Source organism: Lentzea sp. (assembly GCF_036380075.1).
Lineage (GTDB): Bacteria > Actinomycetota > Actinomycetes > Mycobacteriales > Pseudonocardiaceae > Lentzea.
On record NZ_DASVFL010000261.1, the window covers coordinates 1 to 25560 of the forward strand.

Consider the following 25560-nt stretch of genomic DNA (forward strand, 5'->3'; position numbering starts at 1 on the left):
GACGGTGCTCCCGGCGAGCTCGCGACCGGGACGTTCCAGGATGCCGTCGCTGTAGAGCAGTACCAGGTCGCCTCGTTCCAGGCGGCCGGTGCGGACGATCCCGGGCCCGCGCCCGGAACCGACGCCCAGCGGGCCCGTTCCGGTCACCGGCAGGTAGTGGGTCTGACCGTCGGCGCGCACGACCAGCGGCGGTGGATGCCCGGCGGTGCAGTACTCGAAGGTGCCGGTTGACGGGTCCAGCAGCGCCACGCACACCGTCGCGGCCTTCGCGCCGCGGATGCGGTCGGTGGCCGAGTCGGCGGCCCGGACCGCCGCCGCCACGTCGCCGGTGGCGGCCAGCTGCTCGGACAGCACCGCCCGCAGCTGCCCCATCGTCGCCGAGGCCGCGACGCCGTGCCCGACGACGTCGCCCACGACCAGGCCGACCCGCCCGCCGGGCAGCGTGACGGCGTCGAACCAGTCACCCCCCGCCACGGTGTCGGTGTCGGCGAGCAGGTAGCTGGCGGCGATGTCCAGCCGCGGCACCACCGGCACCCCGGCCGGCAGCAGCTCCCGCTGGAGCTCGAGCACGACGTCGCGGGCTGCCTGGTACCGGCGTTCCGCCTCCGCGGCGCGCCGCTGCGCCTGGAGCCGGGCCCGGACCTGTTCGGTGACCTCGGAGATGAGGATGTTGAGGCCGCTCACCGCACCGTCGCCGCCGGTGACGGGACCGATGGTGAAGTCGATGTAGACGTCCTCCAGCCCGGCGCCGCGGTCGAGCTGGATCCGCCACTCGCGTCCGGCCTGCACGACACCGCTGGTGTACGCCAGGTCGAGGATCTCGAACACCTGCTGCGACAACGCCTCGGCGAACACCTCACGCGCCGGCAGCCCCAGGATGGGCCGGTCCGCGGAGAACGCCCGGTAGGCCGCGTTCGCGGCGACGAACACGTAGTCCTCCCCGCGCACGGTGCCGACGCAGACCGGCAGCTGCTCGAAGGCCTCCCCCACCGCCTCGTCGTCGCCGTAGGTGCGTGCAGCGCGACGATCGTCGTCCATCCGGCAACTCTCCTGACTCCGGCCACCTCGGCGTGGAACCGGTGCCACCCGGTTGCCCCGCATCGGACCAGCCTAGCCAGCGCACCGGAGGGCGCGGCTCAGCGCTCGTCGAGCTCGGCGTGCCGCGTCGTGAGCGTGCCGGCCAGGTCGAGCAGCTTGACGTTGAGCTGCTGGGAGGTCCGGCGGAGCAGGTCGAACGCCTCGTCGGCGGTGATGCCCTGGCGGTGCATCAGGATGCCCTTGGCCTGGCCGATGACGTCCCTGCTGCCGACGGCCCGCCGGAACTGGGCCTGCCTCAGGTCCGCGAGCTCGGCCGCCCGCGCGTGCGCCAGCGCGAGCGACCCGTGCGTGGCCAGCAGGAGCGCCGCGTGCCGGTCGGCGTGGTCGAGCCCGTTCACGTGCCGCGAGTAGACGTTGAGGGCGCCGGACAACCTCTGCCGCCCCTGCGCCGGGAACAGCTCGCAGGACAGGATCGCGTGGAAGCCGTGGTCCACGGCCGCCCCGGCGAACTCGGGCCAGCGGGTCTCCGCGCCCAGGTCGTCGCTCGCCACGTAGCCCGGTCCGTCGCTGCGCGCCGCGTCCACGCACGGGCCTCGCCCGGCGCGGTACTGGACCTGGTCGAGGTCCCCGGCGGCGGTACCGGTCCGCACGGGTGTGTGGAACGTGCCGTCGGGCGCCCGGACGGTCACGCTGACCATGTCCGCGCCGGACACGACAAGCTTCGCGGCATCGGCGACCTGCCGCAGCGCCTCCGCCACCGTCGAGGTGCGCAGCAGCCTCCTGGTCAGCTCCTCGAAGTGGTCGGCCTGGACGTCGGCGACGTCTTCGGCCGGGACCCGCGGCCGGGAGTCGACCCAGACGCGCACCGGTGGCCCGTCCGCGCGCAGCGTCTCCACGGGCGACTCGCCGTAGGCGGCGCGGTAGTGCGCGGCGAACGTGCTCCCGCTGCCGAAACCCCAGCGCGCGCCGATCCCGGTGACCGTGACGTCATGGGGGTCGGCCGCGTGGAGGTCCGCGCGGGCGCCGTCGAGCCGGACGCGGCGCAGGTACTCCATCGGCGTCGTGCCGGCGTGCCGGCGGAACGACAGCTGCACCGCGCGGACGGTGACATGGGCCGCGGCGGCGATGTCAGCAGCACTGATGTCCTTGTCCGCGTTGGATTCGATGAACGCCATCGCCCTCTGCAGAGTCCGGACGTGGGCATCGCCGCCGTCCTTCGGTGTGGGGGCGGCATGCGCGGTGCTCGGGAACGCCCGCAGCACCGATGCCACGAGATAACCGCACGCCGTCGACACGACCAGCGGCGTGTCCTCGACGTCCGGCGCGGCCAGCACGGTGTCGCGCACGTGGTGGATCGCGGCGCGCAACCGGGCACCCGCGGCGGTGTCGACAGGGCGGTGGCTCAACAGCCGGACCTCGCGGCCGGCACCCAGCAACCGGGAGAAGTGCACGGGCGCGAGCAGCGTGACGGTGGCGCGGACGTGCCTGAGCCTGCCGGACGCGGGCTCGACGGGCGGGGCGAAGGAGAAGAGGTCGCCGGGCCCGAACGCCTCCGATTTCCGCCACCCGTGGACCAGGTGGTCGTCGAAGCCACCCGATTCCACATCGCAGAGGAACAGCCTGCCGACCGGCTCGACCTCGTAGGCCAGGTCGGCGGTCAGCTCGAGCTGGTCGACGCTGACCCCGCCGGCGGCGGCCCTGGTGAGGCGCAGCCGCGGCCGGTCGTCGGCGCTGATGATCCGCGTCGGCGCGTACGAGGTGCTGAGGAGCTCCTCGACCTGCCGCAGGTCCGTGCCGGCGAAGGTTCCGCTGTGCACCGCCGACTCCGGCCGGCGCTGCTCGGGCAGACCGGCGGGACGTCCCGCGAGTGCCTAGCCGAGCGTGCCGAACCGCGGCACCACCCCGCTCGGGTCGACCAGGTCCAGCACCGCCGACGCGGCCTTGTCCGCCGGGTCCGGCACCAGCGCGCACTCGACCCCCCGGTCTGCGCAACCGCGGGCGAACAGGACCAGGGCCCGTCCGGTGTGGACCGAGACCATCCCCGCCGCCCGCAGGTCGAGCACGACCAGTCGCGCCGCCGGGACCACCGCGGCCGTCAGCGACTCCGCCAGCAGGTCGGGACCGGCGGCCCCCGTCAGGTCCGGCACGCTCAGGACCAGCACGTCACCGACCAGCCTCCCGCCGATCGCCACGTGGTCCACAGCCCAGCCCTCCGCCCACGGTCCGCGGCCGGAGCACGTGCTCGGCTGAGCACGCGGAAGGCCATCCCTCCATCCCATCAGACGACCGGTCCAGCAGGACACCCGGAAAACGAAGCGTCCACACCGGAAAACGAAGCAGGCGTCGCAGTCACCGGAGAGCGCGGCGGAACGCGACCGCGCTCAGCACTGTGACGACCCCGGCGGCGGCGATGGCGTGGCGGATCGGGACGACCTCGGCCAGCGCGCCCCACACCGCCGGGCCCACGCCCTGCGCGGTCATCAGCCCGGCTGACAGCACCGTGAACGACTGGCCCCGCCGGTTCTCGGGCACCGCGTCGCGGAACGGCGCCGCGACACCCAGGCTGTAGGCGAACCCCGCGCCGCTCAAGGCGAAGAGCAAGCAGCACACCGCGAGCGGCACGTCGAACGCCAGTCCCGCCAAGGGTGCGCCGAGCAACGCGATCAGACCGGGCACCGCCCGTTCACGGGCCGCGGGAGTGAGGAAGCGCGCGACGAGGAACTCCCCGACGATCATGCCGATCGGCAGGCCGGCGAGCATGAACCCGGCGGCACCGGTCGTGAACCCGCGGTCGAGGGCGTAGGAGATGATCAGGCTCTCCGCGCCGACCGCGAACGCCGGTGGCAGCCATTGCACGAGCAGCAGCACCCGCGTCGTCCGGTTCGCCATCAGCTCCCGCGTCTGCGCGAGCCCCTGCCGCACAACGGGTCCGGAGCTGTGGACGGTGGGCAGGTCCGGCAGCAGCAGACGCGCCGCCACCGCGGACACGAGCACGGCACCGGCGCTGAGGAGCAACGAGTTCCGCGCACCGAGGGCGGCCACCGCCAGCCCTCCGGCCGCCAGGCCGCCCAGCTGCGCGAACGACATGGCGATCGACATCACCGAGCGTCCGATGACGTAGGCGTCGCCGTCGAGCACGTCGGCCGTCAACCGGCCCGTGGTGCCGTTCAAGGCCGGTCCGAGGCAGCCGATGACCGTGATCGCGGTGAGCACGACCCACGTCGGCGGCATGAGCAGGCCGAGCAGGCCGGTGGCGGCGCCGGTCAGCACGTAGGTGGCGACGACCAGCGTGCGGGGGCGGACGCGGTCGGTGAGCGGGCCGAACAGCACACCCGTGAACGCCTGCGGCGCGAACGCCAGACCGAACGCCAGCGCGGCCAGCAACGGGGAGCCGGTGCTGCTGAAGATCGCCGTCGACACCGCGACGGTGCGCAGCACGTCGGCGGCGATGGCGACCACGCGGGTGGCCAGCAGCTCCCGGAACACGGGGCGGGTCAGCACGTGGCCGAAGGTCACGCGCGCTTCGGCGGTGGTCATGCCGCCAGCCTCCGGCCGTCCACTCCGGACCACCAGAGATACGTCCACGAACGTAAGGTCGGGACGTGCTCAGGTTCACCGCCGGTACCGACGACCTGCTGGCGAGCAGGTTCGCGATCGCCCCGCTGCTGGAGCTGGACAAGCTGCTGCGCAGGCTGTCCGGCCGCGAGGGCAGGCCGATGCCGCGCGACTGGTCCGACCGCCTGCGCCCGGCCTACCGGCGGCTGCGCGCGGAGACCGACCTGGACGCGGTGCTCGCGCTGTACCCGCCGCACTACGGGGCGGACTTCGTCGCACCGCCACCGCACGGCCTGGCCCAGACCGTCGACGACGACCTCGCCAGGGTGCGCGGCACGCCGTTGTCGTTGGCGCGCAGGGAGATCGCCGAGTGCCTGCGCCGCCGCCCGACCGACGACCCGCGGGTGCTCTCGGTGCTGCGCGACCGCAACGTCGTGGCGCGGATCGCGGACGTGCTGGAGATCGCCTGGCGGGAGCTGCTCGCCGACGACTGGCCGCGGCTGCGGGCGATCTGCGAACGGGACGTCGTGCACCGCGCCGGCCTGCTGAGCCGGGAGGGCTGGGCGGCCGCGATCGCCGGGCTCGACCCGCGGACGCGCTGGCACGACGGCGCCATCGAGATCCAGCTGCGGTACGGCAGCGGCACGGTCGACCTGGAGGGCGCCGGCCTGCTGCTCATCCCGTCGGTGTTCGTGTGGCCGCACGTCTCCGCCTACACCGAGCAGCCGTGGCCGAAGGCTCTGGTCTACCCGGCCCGCGGCATCTCCGCGCTGTGGGAGCCGAGCACACCCGCCGACCCCGGCGCGGTCGGCGACCTCATCGGACGCTCACGTGCCCTGCTGCTGGCCGCACTCGACGAACCGGCCAGCACCACCCAGCTCGCCAGGACCCTCGGAATGGCCCCCGGCGCCGTCGGCGACCACCTCACCGTCCTGCGCCGGGCGGGCCTGCTCGGTAGAGCGCGGTCCGGCCGGTCCGTGCTGTACCACCGCACCCCGCTGGGCGACGCCCTCGCCGCCCAGCAGTGAGTCGACCGCGTCTCGCGCTAACAACGTTGTCATCTGTCCCCGTTGATGTTGACGATCAATGTGGGTCAATACTCGTCAACATCGAATCAACATGGACTTGATTCGTCGACATCGACGCAACGTTGAGCGTCAACGTCGAGCGTCATTCGGCAAGGTGGATGTCCAGGTCGGTGCGGCCGGGCGCCAGGTCCTCCCGCAACGCCCGCGTGCCCGCGTAGTCGCCGTCCCGCAGGCGCCGGAACAACCGCGGACGTTCGCCGTCCACCCCGGCGAGCCTGGCCGCCAGGCGTTCGGCCTCGCGGTCGACCTCCTCGGGGCCGAACGAGTCGGCGTCGTGGACGACGTGCAGGTCCAGCGCCTCGATCCCGACGTACCAGAGCACGCCGTGGGTGATCGGGAACAGCAACGAGTCCAGGTCGCCGCTGATGCCGCGCGGGCCGATGGACCTCTCGTCCTCCCCCGCGGTGACGACGACCAGCGCCTTGCGCCCGGCCAGTCCCCCGTCGCCGTACCGGCGCGGCACACGGAGCTCGGGGTCGTCGTCGCCGTAGGCGAACCCGCTGGTGAGGACCCGGTCGAACCACCCCTTGAGGATCGCCGGCGGCCCGTACCACCACAGCGGGAACTGGAGGACGAGCAACCCGGCCGCCGCGACCTTGGCCTGCTCCGCCAGGACGTCGGCGGGCAGCTGCCCGGTGGCGTAGGCCTCCCCGGCCAGTTCGGCGATGTTGCCGCGGCGGTCGGCCAGGTCGCCCAGGTCGCGGTCGGACAGGACGGGGTCGAAGCCCTGGGCGTAGAGGTCCGAGACCGCGACGTCATACTGCTGCGACAGGGCCTTGGTCCCGGCTTGCAGGAGCCGGTCGTTCAACGAGTCGCGGCGCGGGTGCGCGTACACCCACAGCGCGGTGTCGGGCTTCGGCGGATGAGCGATGGTCATGCAGCCAGTAAAACGACGAACGGGACGGCGAAGAATAGGCGCGCGTCCACCTCGCATGCGTGCGCGTTCACGTCGGGAACCAGCGGCCACGTCAGGAAGCAGCGGCCCGCGTCAGGAGTCGGCGGGCAGGTCCCTGATGAGCCAGCCGGGCGAGTCGAGCCTGCCCACGTGGTCGCCGAGCAGCCGGCGCAGCGCGTCCTCGACGGTGTTCAGCGTGTCCGCGCCGACCTGTTCCTCCCACTGCTCGCGCAGGTCGTCGAAGATCCGCTGACCCTCGCTCCTCATGGCGAGCCCGCGTTCGGTGACGATCAGGCGCATCCGGCGGCGATCGACCGGGTCGGGCTCGCGGCTGACGAACCCGCGCTCCTCCAGGACGGCGACCACCTTCGCGGCGGACTGCTTGGTGATGAACAGCCGGCGCCCCAGCTCGGAGACGTTGTCGGCGCCCGCGAGGATCGCCGTGAGCGCGAAGTCGTGCGCCGGGCGGACGTCCTCGTAGCCCCGTGCGGCCAGCTCGGCGGTGGCGCGGTCGGCCAGGTCGCGGAAGCCGCCGAGCAGCAGCAAGGCCAGGTTGGCGCCGGATCGAGACACCGGCGGAGGGTAGCAAGCAGCTTGACTTCGACACCCAGGCTGTCTAAATTTCGACACCCAAGCTGTCTAGTTCGAGGAGCGGACCATGTCCGTCATCACCCCCGTCGGCGCCACCACCCCGGACGTCACCCACCACCTGGCCGAGGTCAACGGCACCCGGCTGCACTACGTCTCGGCCGGGACCGGCGGCTCCCCGGTGCTGCTGATGCACGGCTGGCCGGAGACGTGGTGGGCGTTCCACGAGCTGATCCCGCTCCTCGCGCGGACGCACCGGGTCTTCGCCGTCGACCTGCGCGGGTTCGGCGACTCCGACACCACCGGCGGCGACGCCGACTCGGCCACCTGCGCCGAGGACCTGCACCAGCTGATCGCGCACCTAGAGGTGGGCCCGGTCCACCTGTCCTGCCAGGACATCAGCGGCACCACGGGTTTCCGGCTCGCCGCCACGCACCCGGCGGACGTGCTGAGCCTGACCGCGGTGGAGACGACGCTCATCGGGTTCGGCTTGGAGCACCTCGCCGACGTCAACAACGGCGGCTCGTGGCACGTCGGTTTCCTCGGTGCCGCTGGAGTTCCGGAGCTGCTCCTGCCGGGCATCGAACGGCGGATGATCGCCGACTGGGCCTACCCGATGATGACGGCCGCGGCCGACGCCGTCACCGACGCCGACCTGGACGAGTTCGTCCGCACCTACGCCCGCCCCGGCGGCTGGAGCGGCACGTCCGCCCTCTACCGCGAGATCTTCGCCAACAACGGCGCGACCAGGGCACTCGCGGAGGCGAGCCCGCTGACCGTCCCGGTGCTCACCATCGACGCGTCCAGCGCACCCTTCACGGAGCAGACCTTCCGCGCCGTCTCGGCCGCGGAGGTCACCTCGGTGCGGCTGCCGGGAGTCGGCCACCTCGTCGCGCAGGAGGCACCGGACCGGCTCGCCGCCGCGATGCTGGAGTTCCTGGCGGGCGTGGACGCGTCTTCCACCCGTTGAGCTCCCTCGGAGTGGATCACACAGCGGCCGGCGCGATCTCCTCGACGAGGACTCGCACGCGGCGTTCGATCTCGTCGCGGATCGGCCGGATCTGCTCGACCCCCTGCCCGGCCGGGTCCTCCAGAACCCAGTCCAGGTAGCGCTTGCCCGGGAAGAACGGGCAGGCGTCGCCGCATCCCATGGTGATCACGACGTCCGAGGCGCGCACCGCGTCGGTGGTCAGCACCTTCGGCGTCTCCCGGGAGATGTCGACGCCGACTTCCCACATGGCCCGCACGACGTGCGGGTTGACCGCGTCGGCCGGAGCGGAGCCAGCCGAGAGCACGTCGACGCGGTCTCCCGCGAGGTGCGTGAGGAAGGCGGCGGCCATCTGGGAACGTCCGGCGTTGTGCACGCACACGAACAGCACGGTCGGACGGCCGGTCATGCGTTCACCGCCGCGCGCAGGAACCCGGCGAGCCGGTCGAGCGTGGCGGGCAACGCCCAGTAGTAAACCCACGTGCCACGTCGTTCGCAGTCCACGAGCCCGGCTTGCCGCAACAGCTTGAGGTGGTGGGAGATCGTGGGCTGAGCCAGGTCGAAGGCCGGTGTCAGCTCGCAGACGCACACCTCCCCACCCTCGCGCGACGCGATCATCGAGAGCAGCCGCAGCCGCACCGGATCGCCGAGAGCCTTGAACGCGGCGGCCAGCTCGACGGCCTGGGAGGCGTCCATCGACCCGAACCCTTGATTCGACACCCTTCTATGTTGACGTTCTTCGATGCAAGGCGCAAGGATGCATCGACAGACATCGATACAAGCTGCTGGACGTCATCGAGGAGCAGACATGAGCGAATCGTCCACCGAACTGCGCGAAGTCGTCCGCCGTCGCTACGCCGCGGCGGCCGCACAAGTGGCTGACGGCAGCACGGCGTGTTGCGAACCCGGGCTCATCGAGACCGACGACAACTTCGGCTCGGCCCTCTACGCGGCCGAGGACCGCGAGACGCTTCCGGTGGAAGCCGTCGCCGCGTCACTCGGCTGCGGCAACCCCGCGGCCGTCGCCGAGCTCCGCGAGGGCGACCGCGTCCTGGACCTCGGGTCCGGCGGAGGGATCGACGTCCTGCTGTCCGCACGGCGGGTCGGCCCGACCGGCAAGGTCTACGGCCTGGACATGACGGAGGAGATGCTCGCGCTGGCACTGGCCAACGCGGCTCGGGCGGGAGCGACCAACGTCGAGTTCCTGAAGGGCACCATCGAGGCCATCCCGCTGCCCGCGGGCACGATCGACGTCGTGATCTCCAACTGCGTGATCAACCTGTCGACCGACAAGCCCGCCGTGTTCGCCGAGACGTTCCGCGTCCTGAGGTCCGGCGGCCGCATCGGTGTCTCGGACGTGGTGTCCGACGACGACCTCACGCCCGGACAGCGGGCGGAGCGCGGCAGCTACGTGGGGTGCATCGCGGGAGCGCTCTCGTTCAGCGAGTACCGGGAGGGCCTGGAGGCGGCGGGCTTCACCGACGTGGAGATCACCGCGACCCACGAGGTGGCCGAAGGGATGCACTCCGCGATCGTCCGGGCGGTCAAGCCCACCTGAGCCCGGCCCCGGCTACCCGCGGTGGGACCGCCAGGCCATCACCGTCAGCCCGGCGAACACCCCGGCGCACAGCACGGCCCCGAGCACGACCAGCGCGACGATGGACCACGTCACGCCGGAGACCACGGCCAGCAACCCGCCGAGGAAGATCCCGACCAGGCCGAGCACGCGCACGGCCCCGCGGGACAGGAACACGAACAGCGAAGGCTTGGACAGCTTCGCGGCGAACTTGGGGTCCTCGTCGAACAGGTGCTGCTCGATCTGGTCGAGCTCGCGCTTCTCATGTTCTGCCAGCGCCATCGCGGGCCTCCTGGTCTGCCGTGTTCCGAACACAGTCGTCCCGTTCCGGCGCTCTGGCAAGAGCGAGAGCGCCGGAACGGAACTCCTAGGTCACTCCTCGCCGAAGGCGAAGTCGCCGCCGTCGTCCTCGAAGACCTCCTCGACCACCTCGCCCAGCACCATGCCGCCGACCACACCGGCCGCACCGGCGGCGACCATGCCGCCGACGCCGGGACCGCTCCGGTGACCATGGTGGCCGTGGTGACCGTGCTGGTCATATCCGTGGTGGCCCCCATATCCGGGCTGGTGGCCGTACCCGGGCTGGCCGCCGAACGCCGGGTTGTAGCCGCCGTGGCCGCCGCCGAACGCCGGGTTGGCGTGGCCGCGCTGCGCGACCTGGGCCAGCCAGCCGTTGATGGCCGACACCCAGTCGGTGCCCTGCGCCTCCTGGTGGGACGCGCTGAAGTGGCCGAACGCGTCGCCGCCGGAGGAGAACATGCCGCCGCGCTTGTCGGCCTCGAGGACCACGTACAGGTCGCGCGGGGTGGCCACGAAGGTCAGCTCGACCTGGCTGACCGAGCCGGCGAACTGGGCGGGCGGGAAGAACTCGATCTCCTGGTAGAAACCGAGCTCCTGCGGCACGCCGTGCAGGCGGCCGGCCTCGACGTCCGCGCTGCGGAACGAGAAGCCGAGCTGCCCGAAGGCGTTGAGCACCGCGTCCTGCGAGGGCAGCGGGTGGATCACGACGGGGTCGAGGTCGCCCTTGTCCGGGGCGCCCGCGATCACGAGCTCCGTGCGCACGCCGACCGTCATGCCGGGCAGCTGGCCGCCGCCGACCGCGGTGATCGGGGTCTCCCACGGGATCGGCAGCTGGAACGGGACGGCCACGAGCTGACCGGCCGGCACGCGCACGCCCTGCTGGACGATCTGCCGGAAGAACTCCGAGACACCGCCGTACTCGTGGTCCCCGTGCTCCACCTCCACGCGCGTCACCAGGGACAGCACGACCTGGCCGATCTCGGCGTCCGCGCTGCCGCCCTGGATGCGCACCTGGCCGGTGACGTACTGGCCGGGGGCGGCGTGCGGCGAGTCGAGCACGGTGTCGACGGACGGTCCGCCGACACCAAACGCGCCGAGCATCCGCTTGAACAAGTCTCCTCCTGCGGGGACTGGGTGGGAGTTACTTCTGCCGCACCGCAACGCGCGGTGCGTCGGTCTCGTCGTCGAAGTCGCCGATGAGCTCTTCGAGCAGGTCCTCCAGCGCCGCGATGCCGGCCACGCCGTCGTCGCCGGACACGAGCGCGAGCTGCGCCCTGTCCGCCTTCATCGCCGTCACCGCCGCGGCGACCGGCATCGAAGCGGACAACGTCAGCACCGGTGCCATGAGTTCCCGTGCCGTCGGGTCGGTGCCTGCCGCCGTGGCGCGCATCGCCTCGCGGATGTGCACCAGGCCGACGAACTCGCCCTTCAGGTCCTTGACCGGGAACCGCGACCGTCCGCACTGGAGGCTGCGGCGCTCGACCGCGCGGGCCGTGGTGTGCTCGGTGACCGTCGAGGTCTCCGCGATCGGCACCATGACCTCGCGCAGAGTGGTCTTCTGCACCTGGAGCATGCGGGTCAGCAGCCGTTGCTGCGCCTCGGGGATGAGGCCGTGCTCGCCGGACTGGCGCACGAGCATGCGCAGGTCGTCCGGCCGGTGCGCCTGCGCCAGCTCGTCCTGCGGCTCGACCTTCATCAGCCGCAGCAGGGCGTTCGTCGTCGAGTTCAGTCCACTGAGGACCCAGCGGACCGAGTGCGCGAACGCCCGGAACGGCAGGGCCAGCAGCAGCGCCGACTTCTCGGGGTGCGAGATCGCCCACGACTTCGGGGCCATCTCACCGACGACCATGTGCAGGAACACCACCAGCACGAGGCTGATCGTGAACGCGATGCCGTACGCGACCGCGTCCGGCAGGCCGGTCAGCTGCAGAAGCGGGTCGAGCAGGTCGGCCACCGCGGGCTTGGCCAGCGCGCCGAGTCCCAGCGTGCACAGCGTGATGCCGAGCTGGGCGCCGGCGAGCATCAACGACAGCTCGCGCACGCCCGCCACGGCGGCACGCGCCGCGCGGGAGGTCTCGGCGTCCTGTTCCAGGCGGTGCCGCTTGGCCGCGATCAGCGCGAACTCGGCGGCGACGAAGAAGGCGTTGAGCGCCAGCAGGACGAAGGAGATCCCCAGTGCCATTCCGATGCTCATCGGGCCTCCTCCGGCACCAGCGCGGTCAGCACGACGGTGTCGGGCACGTTCCGCGACACCGCTTCGACCAGCAGGGACACCTCGCCGAGCGCGAGCTCGTCGCCCACCTCGGCGGTGCGGCCGAGCCGGTGCAGCACGAGGCCGGACACGGTGTCGTAGGCGTCGTCCTCGGGCAGCGCGATGCCGGTCGCGTCCTCGATCTCGTCGAGCCTCATCCGGCCGGGCACCTGCCACCTCGTGTCGTCGACGCGCTCGATCGCGGCCTCGACCAGGTCGTCCTCGTCGTGGATCTCCCCTACGAGTTCCTCCGCGAGGTCCTCCAGCGAGACGATCCCGGCGAAGCCGCCGAACTCGTCGAGCACGCACGCCAGCTGGCGCCGTTCCGAGCGCAGGCGCTCCAGCACGGCGGGGAGCGGCAGCGTCGCGGGCACGACCAGGGCGGTGGACGCGATCCGGCCGATCGGCGTGACGGGGCGCTGCTCGGGCGTGAGGGTCAGCACCTCGGCCAGGCCCACGACGCCCTGGATGTCGTCGAGGTCCCTGCCCACGACGGGGAAGCGCGAGTGCCCGGTGTCGAGCAACTCGACCACCCGTGACGCGGGCTCGTCGACCCGCACGGAGTGCACGTTCACGCGCGGCGTCATGGCCTGCTCGGCCACGAGCTCGCGGAAGTCCAGTCCGCGGTCGAGCAGCTGGGCGAGCTCCGGGTCCAGGTGGCCCTGGTCTCCCGCGTCGCCCACGATCTGCTTGAGGTCCTCGGGCGTCGCGCCCTGCGGGAGCTCCTCGACCGGCTCGATGCCGATCGAGCGCAGCAGCTTGTTGGCGGTCGCGTCGAACAGCCGGATCACCGGCCCCGCGATCTTGAGGTAGACCAGCGTCGACGAGGCGAGCCACTTGGCCAGCGCCTCGGGCTTGGCGATCGCGAGGTTCTTCGGCAGCAGCTCGCCGAGCACCATCTGCACGACCGTCGCGAAGGTCAGCGCCACGGCCATCGACAGCGGGACGCCGAACGACTCGGGCAGCCCGAGCAGGTTCGCGAGACCCGTGCCGAGCAGCGGTTCGGCCACGTAACCGACCAGCAGCGCGGTGACGGTGATGCCGAACTGGGCTCCGGAGAGCATGAACGACAGCTTCTGCGTCACCCGCAGCGCGCGGTCGGCGGCCTTGTCGCCCGCCTCGCTCATCTGCTGCAGCCGACCGCGGTCGACCGCCATGTACGCGAACTCCTGGGCCACGAAGTAGCCGGTGGCGGCGGTCAGGGCCACGATCGCCAGCAGGCCGGAGAAGATCAACATGCCGCACCCGCGGCACTCGCGACGTTCAGCCGGGCTCGCCCCGGCGCACTACTACAGCCGTCTACGTCGGCTTCATCAGGCATGTTTCCAACAGTAGCACGTAGCACTGTATGGTTGGCCAGAGGAGGTGCCCGTGAGCGAAGCCTTGCTCAAGATCGGTGAACTGGCCGCACGAGCCGGCGTCAGCATCCGCACCGTCGACTACTACACGACGCTGGGCCTGATCAGCCCCGCACAGCGGACGGCGTCGAACTACCGCCTCTACTCCCCCGCCGACGTCGACCGGATCCACCTGGTTCAACGTCTGGAAGTCCACGGAGTTCCCCTGGACGAGATCTCCACGGCGCTGACGGCCCGGCAGGCCGACGTCGCGGCGATCCTGGACCGCATCGACGTCGACCTGCAGACCCTGCAGACGGCGGCGGACGGCGCGGCACCCGAGATGCAGGGCCTGCTCGCGGTCATCGCGACGCGCGTGCACTCGTTGATCACGATCGCTCTGCAGATCCCGCCGGACACGCTGCTGCCGTAACAGCGTTCCCGGGCGGGGCTGGGCGTGCGGGACCATGGCGTCCATGGAGCAGCTCGGTGAGGCGTTGCGGGCGTGGCGGGACCGGCTGGACCCCGCGGCGGTGGGCCTGGCCCACGGCTCACCCCGCCGGGTGCCCGGCCTGCGGCGCTCGGAGCTGGCGACGCTCGCCGGCATCTCGGTCGAGTACGTGGTCCGGCTGGAGCAGGGACGGGTGGCGACGCCCTCGGCGCAGGTCTGCTCGGCACTGGCCCGCGCCCTGCACCTGTCCGACGACGAGCACGCCCACCTGCTGCGCATGGCGGGCCACGCGGCGGACCCGAGCCGCGTGCCGCGGATGATCACGGAGAGCCTGTACCGGATCGTGGACCAGCTGGCGGGCAACCCGCTGGCGATCTACGACGCCACCTGGCAGCTGCTGCACTGGAACCCGCTGTTCGCGGCCACGTTCGGCGATCCCACCGTCCACGGCGCGCACGACCGCAACGTGCTGGTGTGGCAGTTCCTGGGCGAGCTGCCCGGCGTGCGGCAGACGGCGGCCGAGCGGGCGGCGTTCGAGGAGTCGCTGGTCGCCGACCTCCGTGCCACGACCAGCCGGTACCCCGACGACCCCGACCTGGCCGCGCTGGTGTCGCGGCTGGGCGCGAGCCCGCGGTTCCGCGAGCTGTGGGAACGCCGGGCGGTGGGCGGCCACCAGAGCGCGCACAAGCTCGTGCGGCACCCGGAGGTCGGCGACATCGCCCTGAACTCCGACATCCTCACCACCCAGGACACGAACCTGCGTCTGGTCGTCTACACGCCGCGGCAGGGCACCGACGCCCGCGGCAAGCTCGACCTCCTCGCGACCATCGGAGTGCAGCGCATGTCCACCCTGTGACCGGCGACCTGGGTGGTACGCGCCGTACCAGGAAGTGCCGTAGCTCCCGCCGTTCCTCCTGACGGCCAAGCATGGAGTGCGTGACCAGCGCACGACCGCGCTGGTCGAACCAGGAGGAGCGGCATGACCACCACGTTCATCACCGGGGCCAACAAGTCACTCGGCTTCGAGACCGCCCGCCGGCTCGTCGAGGCGGGGCACACGGTCCTGCTCGGCGCCCGTGACCCCGAACGCGGCCGGGCCGCCGCCGAGTCGCTCGGTGCCCGGTTCGTGCGGATCGACGTGACCGACGACGCCTCGGTCCAGGCTGCGGCCGCGGACGTAGCCGCGCACGAGGGGGCGATCGACGTCCTGGTGAACAACGCCGGCGTGCTCGGCAGGGTCGGCCCGGTCGAGGAGTACACCGCCGCCGACATGAGCGCCGTGCTCGACGTGAACGTCGTCGGGCTCGTGCGCGTCACGCACGCCTTCCTGCCGCTGCTGCGGAAGTCGCCGAACCCGGTGATCGTCAACGTGGCCAGCGGCATGGGCTCGTTCGGCATGACCCAGGACCCGGAGCGCGTCGAGTCGCGGTACGCCCTGCCGCTCTACTCCGCGTCGAAGGCCGCGGTCACGATGCTCACCGCGCAGTACGCCAAGGAGCTGAAGGACGTGAAGGTCAACGCGGCGGACCCCGGGCAGACCGCGACCGACTTCACCGGCGGTCTCGGCCACACCGTCGCCGAGGGCGCGGAGGCCGTCGTGGCGCTCGCGACGATCGGCCAGGACGGGCCGACCGGGCAGTTCCTCGACCGGACCGGCCGCCTCCCCTGGTGATCTAGCGCGGACGGACGCCCTCCAACGCGAGCGCGGCGAGCCGGGCGGCGTCCCCGGCGTCACGGGTGGCCAGCGACACCGCGGTGACCAGCGTCAGCAGGTCGTCGACGTCGACACCCTCGCGCACCGCGCCCGCCTCCTGCGCCAGGCGCATCAGGTCGTTGCCCGCCTCGCGGAGCATCACCTCGCAGCTGCTGTCCGCGGAGGTGTGGAGCAACGACTCCGCGAGCCCGCGGGTGGTCGCGCCGTGGACCGCGAGGTCGCACAGCCAGTCCACCAGGGCCTGTCCGTGGTCGGCGGACGTCGCGAGCCGGCGGGCTTCGGCGCAGAGCGCCTCGACCCGGTCGTGGAAGACCGCCTCCAGCAGCGACTGCCGGGTCGGGAAGTGGCGGTGCAGGGTGGCGGAACCGACCCCGGCGTCACGGGCGATCTTCTCCAGCGAGGCGTCCGCGCCGCTCTTCGCGATCTCGGCCTCGGCCGCCGCCAGGATCAGGTCGTAGTTCCGCCGGGCGTCCGCTCGCACGCCGCGGACTCTACGAGGTCGCCCGCACGTCGACCACGTACTTGCCCCGCACCCCGCCCGCCTCCAGCAGGCGGTGCGCCTCGGCGACTTCCTCCAACGCGAACGCCCGATCGAGCACCGGACCGATCACCCCCGGCCCGGCCAGTTCGCCGAGCCGCGCGAGGGTCCGCGCCGACGGGTTGTTGCTGAAGGACAGGATCGGCCGCGGGAGAGCCCTGCCGAGCACGGTCGCGGCGAGCGAGCTCACCACCGCGTCCGGCGCGATGGCCAGCGCGACCATCCGGCCGCCGCGGGTCAGCCGCCGCCGGTACGCGGGCAGGTCGGTTCCCACCAGGTCGACGATCACGTCGAACGGGTCCAGGTCGCCGGGCCCGGTCGTCCGGTAGTCGACCGCGACGTCCGCGCCGAGCGCGCGCACCCAGTCGAGGTTGCGCGCGCTCGCCATCGCCGTGACGTGGGCTCCCAGGTGCCGGCCGAGCTGCACGGCGGCGCTGCCGACGCCGCCGGTGGCGCCGCGGACGAGCAGGCGTTCGCCGGGGCGCAGTGCCGCCTTCTCCTCCAGCGCGGTGATCGCGGTCGTGCCGCTGACCGGCAACGATCCCGCCGCGACCGGGTCCAGTCCCGCCGGCAGCGGGGCGAGCCGGTCGCGCGGCACCACGACCTTCTCCGCGATGGCGCCGAACGTGCCGTGCGGCATCAACCCCCACACCGCGTCGCCGGGACTCAGCTCGACTCCGGCCCCGACGGCTTCCACGCGTCCCGCGAACTCGTTGCCGCTGCCCTGCGGGAACCTCAGCCGCATCACGCGGCGCAGCTTGCCCGCCCGGATGGCCGTCTCGCCGCCACCCACACCGGCTGACAGCACCGCGACCAGGACCTGCCCGGCCCCGCCACCGGCTCCGGCACCTCGCTGACGTGCAACACCTCGGGGCCGCCGTAGCGGTCGTACTCGATCCTGCGCATAACTGGGGTACCCCTCCACTTAGAGGGACGAGCATAAGTGGAGGGTCACCCCAGTTGGCAAGTGCGGCTGCGTCACACGGTGTTCTACGAGCACAGCCCCGTCCGCCGCGGCGACCCGCACGCCGATCCTGACCGCGATCCACTCGGACACCGAGTAGATCGACAACAGCCGCTCGACCAGGCACGCTGGCGTGGGAGCGAAGAGGAGTGAGACGGATGGAAGCCAAGACGGAACTGCGGGACGGCGCGGTGATCCTCGAGGTCACCGGTGAGATCGACTCCTACACGGCGCCGCTGCTGGACGAGCACCTGGACGAGGCGTTCGCGCAGGCGAAGGAGGGCGGCCACGTGGTCGTCCTGGACATGAGCGGCATCTCCTTCCTGGCCTCGTCCGGGCTGTCCGTGCTGGTGGACCACCACCTGCGCGGCGCGGACCGGGGCACGGCGCTCCGGATCGTGACGCGGCCGGGCAGCGCTCTGCGGGCGCTGCGCGCGACCACGTTGAACGAGCTGCTCCAGCTCTACGCCAGCGTGCCGGAGGCACTGGGGGTCCGCTGAGCGGGCCGCCGGGTGAGCAGGATCCCGCCGACGACCACGCACCCGCCCGCCAGGGTGTGCCAGCCCACCGGTTCGGCCAGCAGGAACGCGCCCAGCATGGTGGACCACAGCGGTGTGACGTAGGTGACGGTGGCCGCGACGGTCGCTCCGGCGTCGCGGATCAGGTCGAGGTTCAGCACGTAGGCGTAGCCGGTGCCGACCGCGCCCAGTGCCAGCAGCGCGAGCACGGCGGGCAGGCCCGGCCACGACGGCGGACCTGACAGGAGCGGGGCGGCCGCACCGAGCTGGAGGGTGGCGCAGGTGATCTGCACGGCGGACACCGCGCTCGCCCGGTGCGGCCCGGCGGACAGGAACCGCCGGGTGCAGGCGAACCCGGCGCCGTAGCAGGTGGTGGCGGCGACGCAGGCCAGGCCGCCGGTCAGGACGTCGCCGTCCAGGCCGCGCCACACCCCGAGCAGCACCAGCACGCCCGCGAACCCCAGCAGCAGGCCCGCGAGGCGGGTGCGCGTCACCCGCTCCCCCGGCACGACCAGCAGCGCGAACGCCAGCGTCGTCAGCGGTGTCGTCGCGTTCAGCACGCCCGCCGGCACCGAGTCCACCCTGGACTCGCCGAACGCGAGCAGCGTGAACGGCACGGAGTTGAGCAGGACCGCCACCACCGCCGCGTGCCCCCACGTGCGCAGGTCGCGGGGAACGGCCGCCCCCTGCACCGCGCAGATGCCCCACAGCGCCAGCGCGCCGAACAGGCAGCGGGCCAGCGCCACCTGCACCGGCGGCACCCCCGCGTCCACCGCCACCTTGATCAACGCGAAGCTGCTGCCCCAGATCGCGGACAGCAGCACGAACTTCCCGGTAGACCCCACGGCGCGAGCATCACCCCGCCGGGGATCATGAGTCCAACAAGTGGCGGCCGACGGGCCATGAGAGGCGCTCATGACGGTGAACTTCGCCCAGCTCCGGGCGTTCCTCGCGGTGGTCGACGAGGGCGGGTTCGGTGCGGCGGCCGACGCGCTGGGCATCACGCAGTCGGCGGTCTCGCACGCGGTCGCCTCGCTCGAACGCTCGCTGGGCCACCCCGTGCTGTCGCGGCGCGGGCGGAGCACGCCGACCTCGTTCGGCGAGGAGCTGCTGGCCCATGCCCGTGCGGCGGTGTCGGCGTCGGCCGCGATCACCGACCTGGCCGAACGCCGGCGCGGAGGGGCGCGGGGCACGATCCGGCTCGCCGCGCCGCCGACCGTCTGCCAGGGCCTGCTGCCCGAGCTGCTGACGCGGTGGCAGGCGGAGTTCCCGCAGGTCCGCGTCAGGGTGTTCGAGGGCGAGGACGACGAGGTGGCCGAGTGGCTCGCCGGCGGCACGGTCGAGGCCGCGGTCCTGGTCGACCCGCCGCCCGGTCTCGGTGTGCAGATCGGCGAGGACGCCTTCCACGCCCTGGTGCGCACCGACCACCCGCTGGCGGGTCAGCCGCGGGTCGGCGTCGCGGACCTGGCCGACGACCCGTTCCTGCTGTCCCGCGGCGGCTGCGAACGGCACGTGCGGCAGGCCCACGCGGGCCATCCGTTCACCCCTCGGCACCGGGTGCGCGAGCTGGGCACGCTGCTCGCCATGGTCCGCGCGGGCGTCGGCGTGTCGCTCGTGCCGGGTCTGGTGGCGGCGATGCTGCCGGCGGACCTGGTCATGCTGCCCCTGACCGAACGGGTGGCGCGCAGGCTCGTCCTCAGCGGTCCGGCCGGTCGCGAATGGCACCCCGCCGTGACCGCGCTGGTGGACTCGGTCAGGCCGTCGGCACCCGTCCCCTGACCATCTCGCGCGGCAGCTCCACACCCCGTTCCCCCGCCCACACCAGCGCACGGGCCAGCGAGGACTCGCCGGCGAGGGTGGCCGCAGCGGGCTTGACCGGGCACCGCCGCCACTGCGCGGCGTTCAGCACGAGGTGGTCGACCCTGGGCAGCGACTCGACGTCGACCTCGGCCTTGGACGCGTCGAGCACGCGCAGGCCCGGCAACGCCGGGAGGTCGACGAACGCGCCGTCGACCACGACCGCCGCCAGGGTGTCGCACACCGGCAGCTCGATCTCGTACCCGCTCGCCTCCACCCGTTCCAGCGGCAGGTGCGCGAGGGCGCCGAGCCGGACGGACCCGCCGCGCACGACGGTGAGCCGCCGCAACGAGGTCAGCCGGGCGAGCAGGCCGAAGTCGAGGTCACCGGGTTCCCGGAGCGTGAGCTCCTGGAGGGTCGTGGGCAGCGCCGCGACACCGGCGGGCCCGCGGTCCGCGACGTCGAAGTGGTCGGCCAGGCCGTGCGTGCCGGGGTAGGAGTCGGGCAGCGCCAGTCCCGCCACGGAGGCGGCCAGGTAGGTCAGCGGTCCCTCGTTGGACAGCTGGATCACCTGCCCGACTCGGCCGCGGGGTCCGGGCGCCAGGTCCACGCACAGCGTGTCGCCCCAGTCGTTGGAGCCGATGGGCACCCACCGCGGGTGGAACCGCACCGCCCGCACGGCACCCGCGGGTCCGGCGTACAGCACGGGCAGCTCCCACCCCCACGGGTCGTCGTCCTCCATCGCGACGAACATCTGCCACGTCAGGAGGACCTCGTCGGGCGAATAGAGGTTGATGTCCTCGTCGACCTCCGCGCGTCCCGCGTACAGGTCGTGCACCTCCGGGGGCAGCGTCACCCCGATCGCGGTCTCCACCTCGGCCAACGACGACACCTCGCGCCGGACAGGACGCTCACGCGGTGTGACCAGGACGGTGTAGGTGGGCGGGAGCATCGTGGTGCCCTGGATGACGTCCCTCGTGACGAGGGCTTCGAACGTGCCGTCGGCGTCGACCCTCATCTCGAACACGGCCGGGCGGTCGAGACCGACCTGGCGCAGGCTCGTCAGGCCCCAGAACGAGAACACGTGCTGTTCGGACGGTCCGGCCGTCAGCCGGTGGGAGCTCCCGCCGCCGCTGCACGACGCCCGCAGCGTCAGGAAGCCGAAGCCGGGTTCGACGGTCGTGATGAGCTCGTGCGCGACAGCCGCCAGCTCCGCCTGCATGGTGTTCTCCCGTGATCGTTCCCCGGTGCGGGAGTGGGAGCTTCACACACGGCGGCGCAGGTCGTCCACGCGGTCGCACACTTCCGCGGCGCAGGGGCGCACCCGGACCTCGAGGTCGTGGCTCCAGACCTCGTCGGCGTAGTGGCGTTCGCGGTAGAGGTCCCTGGCGTGCTCCAGGACGGGGCGGTGCTCCGCCGGGAGCCGGGCGATGGCCCAGTCCGCGGCGGCGTCCTTGGACCGGATCTCGCCGGTGGCCAGGGTGACCCAGACGCGGACCAGGGTCAGCAGGACGTTGCGCGCGTCGCCGGCGAGGTCGTCGAGGAGCGCGGGGATGCCCGCGACGCTCGCCAGGACGAGGTCCGCCTCCGGCACGGGGTCGAGGAGCTCGGCGGGCGGCGGTCCGGTGAGGGGACGCCCGCCCGCCCGCACCGCGGTGAGCGCGATGGCGAGATCCGGCATGGGACCGGGCGGGGGTGGCCCGTCCCGCCGGAGCTCCTCGCGCAGCCACTCGCCGAACAGGAAGTCGCCGACCGGGGGGGAACCGCCAGGGCCGGACCTCGGACCGGACCACGACGACGAGCTCGACGGGCCGCGCCGGCGCGGCCGCACCGGAGATGTCCAGCAGGCCGTCGACGAGCGCCTGCCTCATGCCGCGGTCCAGGCTCCGCCGCGCGACGACCAGGACGTCGAGGTCGCTGGCCGGGCGCAGGCCGCCGAGGACGGCGGAGCCGTGCAGGTACGCGCCCAGGAGTTCTGGTCCCAGGACGCGGCGGACGAGGTCGGCGGTCTGCGCGAGTTGGTCCACCGCGTCAGTGTGGAGGGTCAGCCCACCCGCTCGCCGGCGAAGTGCGCATCGCTCAGCGCGATCAACCTCTCTTGCGTGGAGCGGTCGTGGGACACCGGCGGGGTGCTCGACTCGGCGGAGCGGTTGAAGTACCGGCCGGTGACCCCCGCCAGCCCGGGGTCGGTCGCGAGCCACGTCGTGGTCCTCGCGCCCTCGGCAGGCGTCAGCAGGGTGCGGCGGATGAGTGAGCGCGCCGGTCGCAGCAGTGCGGGCACGAGGTCGTCGATGATGCCGGTGGCGACGATGCCGGGATGCAGGGCGTTCACCGCCACGCCGTCGGCGGCGAGCTCACGGGCGAGGGCGTAGCCGGCGGTCACGGTCATGAGCTTGGCGCGCGCGTAGGCCTCGAATGGCACGAAACCGGTGGCGGGGTTGAGTTCCGCGAGATCCGTGACGCCGTCGAGGTCGAGGGTGGCCGGGCGCGGCCTGCCGGGGAGCTTGACCTGCCGGGTGTCGTTGAGGGTGTCGCTGGCGACGTTCACCACGCGCGCCCGGCCGCGTCGCAACGGCCCGTCGAGCAGGGTGGTGAGGCCGTAGCCGGCGAGGTGGTCGAGCGCGACGTGCATCTCGACGCCGTCCGGCGACACGCGGTGGCCGGAGAAGTGCGCACCGGCGTTGTTGATCAGGATGTGGATCCGGTCGTAGCGGGAGGCGATGGTGTCCGCCGCGGCCACGACGTCCGCGCGCCGCGTCAGGTCTCCCGTGACGACGTCGAGTCCTGGAGCGACGCGGCCGGGGTCGCGGGCGATGGTGACCACGCGGGCACCGGCGCCGAGGAGGTCGGCGGCGATGACCTGGCCCATGCCGCCGGTCGCGCCGGTGACGACGGCGACCTGGCCCGTCAGGTCCGGGATCGCGGCGCTCATCGGGTGATCCTCGGGCGGGAGTGGGTGTACCGCGGGTTCTCGGCCTCGTCGAGCAGGAACGCGGCGAGGTCGGCGCGGCCGATGGAGCTCCACAACCGGATCGGCAGCTCGGTGCCGGCCCGGTACCCGCCGATGTCGTCGTCCGACAGCTTCGGCGGCCGCGCGATCGTCCACTCCAGACCGGAGCCGGTGATGAGCGGTTCCATGGTTTCCTTGTCGCGCATGCGTTCGGCGACGTTCGCCCACACCGCCAGCGAGTACATCGACTTGTCGTGCGTCTCCAGCACGCCGTGCGCGCTCACCGCGACCAGCCTCGTGACCCCGGTCTTCTCCATCGCGGCCACCGCCGACCGGATGCCGTCGGTGCAGACCGTCGTCGGCCCCCTCTCCGCTCCCCCGAGCGCGCTGATCACCACGTCCGCGCCCGGCAGTACGCCGGCGAGGGCCGAGACGTCGGTGACCTCCGGCCACACCACCTCGTCGAGGTTCTCGTCCGGCGCGAACGACCCCGTCCGGCGGACCGGAGCGATCACCCGGTGCCCGCGCCGCAGCGCCGTGGACACGACGTGACGTCCCGTGGCGCCGGTCGCGCCGAGGACGACGACCGTCATGTTTGATACATTCTGTCTCATAGTGACGAGCATGCCCGTCCGCCGCGCTACGAGTCAAGTTGTCTCATAAGATGTCGTCGTGACCAGCGAGACGGACCCCCGGTCCCTGCGGAGCCGGGAGGCGATCCTCAACGCCGCCCGCGAACTGTTGCTCGAGAACGGCCCGACGGCGGTGACGCACGTGCAGGTCGCCGAACGCGCACGGGTCGGCCGCGCGACGGTCTACCGCCACTGGCCGCAGGCCGAGGAGTTGCTGGTCGAGGTCATGGCCACCGTGCCGATGCCGTTCCTCGACAACCCCACCACGCCCACCCGCGAGTGGCTGGTGCGCGAGCTGACCGCGATCGCCCGGCAGCTCGAGCTCGACGACGTGCGGGCGGTGTCCACGACCCTGGCCAACGCGGCGCTGTGGGACGAAGCCATGGACGCGCGGCGCGCCCAGTTCTCCGGTGTCCTCGCCGACCGGCTGGCCGCAGCCCTCGACGACGCCCAGCGGCGCGGCGAGGTCGTCCTCGCGCTCGGCAGCCGTGACGCCGCCGCCATCGCGATCGGGCCGCTGTACTACCGCGGCACGATCGAACGCGCCCCGGCCGGCGCGGCCCTCGTCGAGGCCGCCGTCGCCGCACTCGGCACGTGGACCACCGGCTAGCGGACCTCAGACGCGCAACGGCAGCCGGACGGGCGGCGGCAACGGCGCCGCGTCCGGACCGGCGCGGAACGACTGGATCACCAACGCGGCCAGCCTGCGGGTCGCCGCGACCTGGCCGGCGGCGGACTGCGCGCGGATGCCGTTGCCCGCCTGCATGGTGAGCACGATGTCCTCCAGGACGATGTCGTCCCGCAGCTCCCCGCTCTCCTTCGCGCGGCGGATCAGCTCGAGCATGCCGCGCAACGACCGCTCGCGGTCGGCGGCGAACTCGGGGCGCCGGGACAGGTGCGTGAGGACGGTCCGCACCCGCGGATCGCCGCCGTGCGCGGTCAGCAGCTTCTCCACCGTCAGCGACAGCCCCTGCCACGGGTCCGTCGCCGCGAGCCCCTCGTCGACGGCGGCCGCGCACACGGTCATGTCCTGGGCGAAAGCCGCGGTGTAGAGCGCCATCTTGGTCGGGAAGCGCCGGTAGACGGTGGCGGTGCCGACCCCGGCGCGGCGGGCGATCTCGCGGATCGGCACCGAGAGGCCGTCGGTCGTGAACGCCAGCCGGGCGGCGGCGAGGACGCGGTCGCGGTTGTCGTCCGCGTCGGACCGCAACTGACGCAGTTCGCTTGCCACGCTCTCACTTTAGCCGCGTGCGGGCCGGGCTCCTCCTACGTTCGCGGTCATGAGAGCAGTCCTGTTCAGCGAGTACGGTCCACCCGGGGTCCTGCGGGTCGCGGACGTGCCGCGGCCGCACGCCGGTCCGGGCGAGATCCGCGTCGTCGTCCGCGCGTCCGGCGTGTCGCCGGGCGAGGTCCGCGTCCGCTCCGGCGCGCTGCGCGACGCCTTTCCGGCCGCGTTCCCGTTCCGCACCGGCTACGACGCCGCCGGGGTGGTGGACGAGGTGGGCGAGGGCGTGTCCGGCGTGGAGGTCGGGGACGAGGTGTTCGGCGCGACCGCGGTAGCCCACCGCGGCTCGAACGCCGACCACGTCGTCTTCGCCGTGTGGGCGCCGAAACCGGCCGCCTGGAGCTGGGAGGAGGCCGCGGGCGCCACCGGCGGCGTCGAGACGGGCTTCCGGGTCCTCGACCGCCTGGGCGTGAGCGAAGGACACACCGTGCTGGTCAACGGCGCGGCGGGCGGCACCGGCTCCATCGGCGTGCAGCTCGCCGTCGCCCGCGGCGCGCGGGTGATCGGCACCGCCAGTGCCGGCAACCACGACTTCCTCCGGTCTCTCGGCGCGGAACCCACGACGTACGGACCTGGTCTGGCCGACCGCGTGCACGCGCTCGCACCGTCCGGTGTGGACGCCGTCTACGACTGTGCCGGCGGGCCTCTGCCCGATCTGGTCGCCATCGCCGGAGATGCGTCCCGCGTGGTCACGGTCGCCGACCTCAACGCCGCCGCCCACGGCGTCCACATGTCCCACACGACCGCCGGCATCGAGGCCAGCCCGCCTGATCCGCAGGCTCTGCACGGACTTCCGATCGCGGCCGCCCTCGCCGCCCAGGGACGCCTGCGCATCCCGCTCGCCGGCGTGTTCGACCTGACCGATGTGGCTTCCGCGCACGCCCTGAGCGAGACCGGCCACGCCCGCGGCAAGATCGTCCTACACCACTGAGGCGCGCAGCGGCGGCGCGGGAACCGGGGTGAGCTGGACCAGCAGGATCGCGGCGACCAGGATTCCCGCGCCCAGCAGCTGCGACGGCACCAGCGTCTCGCCGAGGAACGCGAACCCGAGGCTCGTGGCGACGATCGGGCTGCAGAAGCCGAGGAACGACAGGC

The 25560-nt window shown here is 72.7% G+C and carries 30 protein-coding genes and 1 pseudogene; 10 read left to right on the top strand and 21 right to left on the bottom strand.

From position 1 onward, the window contains the following. From VF330_RS28320 to VF330_RS28335, 4 genes are all read right to left on the bottom strand, one after another. Positions 1 to 1038 (bottom strand): PP2C family protein-serine/threonine phosphatase (locus VF330_RS28320; protein WP_330854737.1); only part of this gene is annotated, 1038 nt, incomplete at its 3' end. Between the two features lie 98 nt (positions 1039 to 1136). After that, a complete protein-coding gene (locus VF330_RS28325; RefSeq protein WP_330854738.1) occupies positions 1137 to 2855 on the bottom strand; it encodes an ANTAR domain-containing protein in 1719 nt (572 codons plus the stop codon). A gap of 54 nt (positions 2856 to 2909) precedes the next feature. Continuing rightward, complete coding sequence (locus VF330_RS28330) at positions 2910 to 3239, bottom strand: hypothetical protein (protein ID WP_330854739.1); 330 nt, start codon at positions 3237 to 3239, stop codon at positions 2910 to 2912. A gap of 148 nt (positions 3240 to 3387) precedes the next feature. Beyond that, a complete protein-coding gene (locus tag VF330_RS28335) occupies positions 3388 to 4575 on the bottom strand; it encodes an MFS transporter (protein WP_330854740.1) in 1188 nt (395 codons plus the stop codon). Positions 4576 to 4640: 65 nt separating this feature from the next. Here VF330_RS28335 and VF330_RS28340 point away from each other — a divergent pair, with 65 nt between their 5' ends. After that, the gene (locus tag VF330_RS28340) at positions 4641 to 5621 is read left to right on the top strand and encodes an ArsR/SmtB family transcription factor (protein WP_330854741.1); all 981 of its coding nucleotides are present in this window, start codon (positions 4641 to 4643) and stop codon (positions 5619 to 5621) included. Positions 5622 to 5763: 142 nt separating this feature from the next. Here VF330_RS28340 and VF330_RS28345 read toward each other — a convergent pair whose 3' ends face one another. Further along, complete coding sequence (locus tag VF330_RS28345) at positions 5764 to 6558, bottom strand: NAD(P)H-dependent oxidoreductase (protein WP_330854742.1); 795 nt, start codon at positions 6556 to 6558, stop codon at positions 5764 to 5766. Positions 6559 to 6669: 111 nt separating this feature from the next. Further along, a complete protein-coding gene (locus VF330_RS28350) occupies positions 6670 to 7149 on the bottom strand; it encodes a MarR family transcriptional regulator (protein WP_330854743.1) in 480 nt (159 codons plus the stop codon). A gap of 85 nt (positions 7150 to 7234) precedes the next feature. Here VF330_RS28350 and VF330_RS28355 point away from each other — a divergent pair, with 85 nt between their 5' ends. Beyond that, complete coding sequence (locus VF330_RS28355; protein ID WP_330854744.1) at positions 7235 to 8134, top strand: alpha/beta hydrolase; 900 nt, start codon at positions 7235 to 7237, stop codon at positions 8132 to 8134. A 16-nt stretch (positions 8135 to 8150) separates the two neighbouring features. Here the strand turns inward: VF330_RS28355 and VF330_RS28360 are convergent, their stop codons facing one another. After that, positions 8151 to 8561 (bottom strand): arsenate reductase ArsC, encoded by a 411-nt coding sequence (locus tag VF330_RS28360; protein WP_330854745.1) that lies wholly within the window; start codon positions 8559 to 8561, stop codon positions 8151 to 8153. Next, positions 8558 to 8848 carry a metalloregulator ArsR/SmtB family transcription factor gene (locus VF330_RS28365; protein ID WP_330854746.1) on the bottom strand — a complete coding sequence of 97 codons (291 nt, stop codon included), beginning with the start codon at positions 8846 to 8848 and terminating at the stop codon, positions 8558 to 8560. The genes VF330_RS28360 and VF330_RS28365 overlap by 4 nt, the downstream gene beginning before the upstream one ends. A gap of 112 nt (positions 8849 to 8960) precedes the next feature. On the opposite strand from VF330_RS28365, the gene arsM reads away from it, so the two are divergent. After that, the gene (gene arsM / locus VF330_RS28370; protein ID WP_330854747.1) at positions 8961 to 9710 is read left to right on the top strand and encodes an arsenite methyltransferase; all 750 of its coding nucleotides are present in this window, start codon (positions 8961 to 8963) and stop codon (positions 9708 to 9710) included. Between the two features lie 12 nt (positions 9711 to 9722). Here the strand turns inward: arsM and VF330_RS28375 are convergent, their stop codons facing one another. The 4 genes from VF330_RS28375 to VF330_RS28390 all read right to left on the bottom strand — a co-directional run bounded on the left by VF330_RS28375 (position 9723) and on the right by VF330_RS28390 (position 13517). Next, the gene (locus VF330_RS28375) at positions 9723 to 10010 is read right to left on the bottom strand and encodes a DUF3040 domain-containing protein (protein ID WP_330854748.1); all 288 of its coding nucleotides are present in this window, start codon (positions 10008 to 10010) and stop codon (positions 9723 to 9725) included. A gap of 90 nt (positions 10011 to 10100) precedes the next feature. Continuing rightward, positions 10101 to 11141 carry a sporulation protein gene (locus tag VF330_RS28380; protein WP_330854749.1) on the bottom strand — a complete coding sequence of 347 codons (1041 nt, stop codon included), beginning with the start codon at positions 11139 to 11141 and terminating at the stop codon, positions 10101 to 10103. 28 nt (positions 11142 to 11169) lie between these two features. Beyond that, positions 11170 to 12222 (bottom strand): hemolysin family protein, encoded by a 1053-nt coding sequence (locus VF330_RS28385; protein WP_330854750.1) that lies wholly within the window; start codon positions 12220 to 12222, stop codon positions 11170 to 11172. Continuing rightward, complete coding sequence (locus VF330_RS28390) at positions 12219 to 13517, bottom strand: hemolysin family protein (protein WP_330854751.1); 1299 nt, start codon at positions 13515 to 13517, stop codon at positions 12219 to 12221. The genes VF330_RS28385 and VF330_RS28390 overlap by 4 nt, the downstream gene beginning before the upstream one ends. 133 nt (positions 13518 to 13650) lie before the next feature. On the opposite strand from VF330_RS28390, the gene VF330_RS28395 reads away from it, so the two are divergent. The 3 genes from VF330_RS28395 to VF330_RS28405 all read left to right on the top strand — a co-directional run bounded on the left by VF330_RS28395 (position 13651) and on the right by VF330_RS28405 (position 15739). Continuing rightward, positions 13651 to 14049, top strand: a complete 399-nt coding sequence (locus tag VF330_RS28395) for a MerR family transcriptional regulator (RefSeq protein WP_330854752.1) — start codon at positions 13651 to 13653, stop codon at positions 14047 to 14049. A gap of 43 nt (positions 14050 to 14092) precedes the next feature. After that, positions 14093 to 14923, top strand: a complete 831-nt coding sequence (locus tag VF330_RS28400) for a helix-turn-helix transcriptional regulator (protein WP_330854753.1) — start codon at positions 14093 to 14095, stop codon at positions 14921 to 14923. 123 nt (positions 14924 to 15046) lie between these two features. Further along, positions 15047 to 15739, top strand: coding sequence for an SDR family NAD(P)-dependent oxidoreductase (locus VF330_RS28405; protein WP_330854754.1), 693 nt, complete (start codon positions 15047 to 15049; stop codon positions 15737 to 15739). 1 nt (position 15740) lies between these two features. Here VF330_RS28405 and VF330_RS28410 read toward each other — a convergent pair whose 3' ends face one another. Together VF330_RS28410 and VF330_RS28415 are read right to left on the bottom strand one after the other, a co-directional pair. Next, a complete protein-coding gene (locus VF330_RS28410; protein ID WP_330854755.1) occupies positions 15741 to 16262 on the bottom strand; it encodes a helix-turn-helix domain-containing protein in 522 nt (173 codons plus the stop codon). Between the two features lie 10 nt (positions 16263 to 16272). After that, a complete protein-coding gene (locus VF330_RS28415; protein WP_330854756.1) occupies positions 16273 to 17127 on the bottom strand; it encodes an NAD(P)-dependent alcohol dehydrogenase in 855 nt (284 codons plus the stop codon). A 314-nt stretch (positions 17128 to 17441) separates the two neighbouring features. On the opposite strand from VF330_RS28415, the gene VF330_RS28420 reads away from it, so the two are divergent. Further along, complete coding sequence (locus VF330_RS28420) at positions 17442 to 17783, top strand: STAS domain-containing protein (RefSeq protein WP_330854757.1); 342 nt, start codon at positions 17442 to 17444, stop codon at positions 17781 to 17783. Here VF330_RS28420 and VF330_RS28425 read toward each other — a convergent pair. Beyond that, positions 17747 to 18646 (bottom strand): DMT family transporter, encoded by a 900-nt coding sequence (locus VF330_RS28425; protein ID WP_330854758.1) that lies wholly within the window; start codon positions 18644 to 18646, stop codon positions 17747 to 17749. The two genes, VF330_RS28420 and VF330_RS28425, sit on opposite strands and share 37 nt — an antisense overlap. A gap of 70 nt (positions 18647 to 18716) precedes the next feature. Between VF330_RS28425 and VF330_RS28430 the strand changes: the two genes are divergently transcribed. After that, positions 18717 to 19580, top strand: coding sequence for a LysR family transcriptional regulator (locus VF330_RS28430; protein ID WP_330854759.1), 864 nt, complete (start codon positions 18717 to 18719; stop codon positions 19578 to 19580). Here the strand turns inward: VF330_RS28430 and VF330_RS28435 are convergent. The 5 genes and pseudogenes from VF330_RS28435 to VF330_RS28450 form a co-directional block, all read right to left on the bottom strand. After that, positions 19555 to 20820, bottom strand: a complete 1266-nt coding sequence (locus VF330_RS28435) for an SMI1/KNR4 family protein (protein ID WP_330854760.1) — start codon at positions 20818 to 20820, stop codon at positions 19555 to 19557. The two genes, VF330_RS28430 and VF330_RS28435, sit on opposite strands and share 26 nt — an antisense overlap. Before the next feature lie 42 nt (positions 20821 to 20862). Next, entirely contained in the window at positions 20863 to 21429 is a 567-nt protein-coding gene (locus tag VF330_RS28440) for an aminoglycoside adenylyltransferase domain-containing protein (RefSeq protein WP_330854761.1), read from the bottom strand. 46 nt (positions 21430 to 21475) lie between these two features. Then, positions 21476 to 21625 (bottom strand): annotated as a pseudogene (locus VF330_RS42115) (nucleotidyltransferase domain-containing protein); the annotation flags it as partial. Between the two features lie 17 nt (positions 21626 to 21642). Beyond that, positions 21643 to 22530, bottom strand: a complete 888-nt coding sequence (locus VF330_RS28445; RefSeq protein ID WP_330854762.1) for an SDR family NAD(P)-dependent oxidoreductase — start codon at positions 22528 to 22530, stop codon at positions 21643 to 21645. After that, on the bottom strand, positions 22527 to 23141 hold the full coding sequence (locus VF330_RS28450; protein WP_330854763.1) for an NAD(P)-dependent oxidoreductase: 615 nt from the start codon (positions 23139 to 23141) through the stop codon (positions 22527 to 22529). Before VF330_RS28450 ends, VF330_RS28445 begins: the two co-directional genes overlap by 4 nt. Before the next feature lie 79 nt (positions 23142 to 23220). Between VF330_RS28450 and VF330_RS28455 the strand changes: the two genes are divergently transcribed. Further along, on the top strand, positions 23221 to 23790 hold the full coding sequence (locus VF330_RS28455; protein WP_330854764.1) for a TetR/AcrR family transcriptional regulator: 570 nt from the start codon (positions 23221 to 23223) through the stop codon (positions 23788 to 23790). A gap of 6 nt (positions 23791 to 23796) precedes the next feature. Here the strand turns inward: VF330_RS28455 and VF330_RS28460 are convergent, their stop codons facing one another. Next, on the bottom strand, positions 23797 to 24411 hold the full coding sequence (locus VF330_RS28460; RefSeq protein WP_330854765.1) for a helix-turn-helix domain-containing protein: 615 nt from the start codon (positions 24409 to 24411) through the stop codon (positions 23797 to 23799). A 49-nt stretch (positions 24412 to 24460) separates the two neighbouring features. On the opposite strand from VF330_RS28460, the gene VF330_RS28465 reads away from it, so the two are divergent. Continuing rightward, the gene (locus VF330_RS28465) at positions 24461 to 25396 is read left to right on the top strand and encodes an NADP-dependent oxidoreductase (RefSeq protein WP_330854766.1); all 936 of its coding nucleotides are present in this window, start codon (positions 24461 to 24463) and stop codon (positions 25394 to 25396) included. Positions 25397 to 25560: the final 164 nt, after the last annotated feature.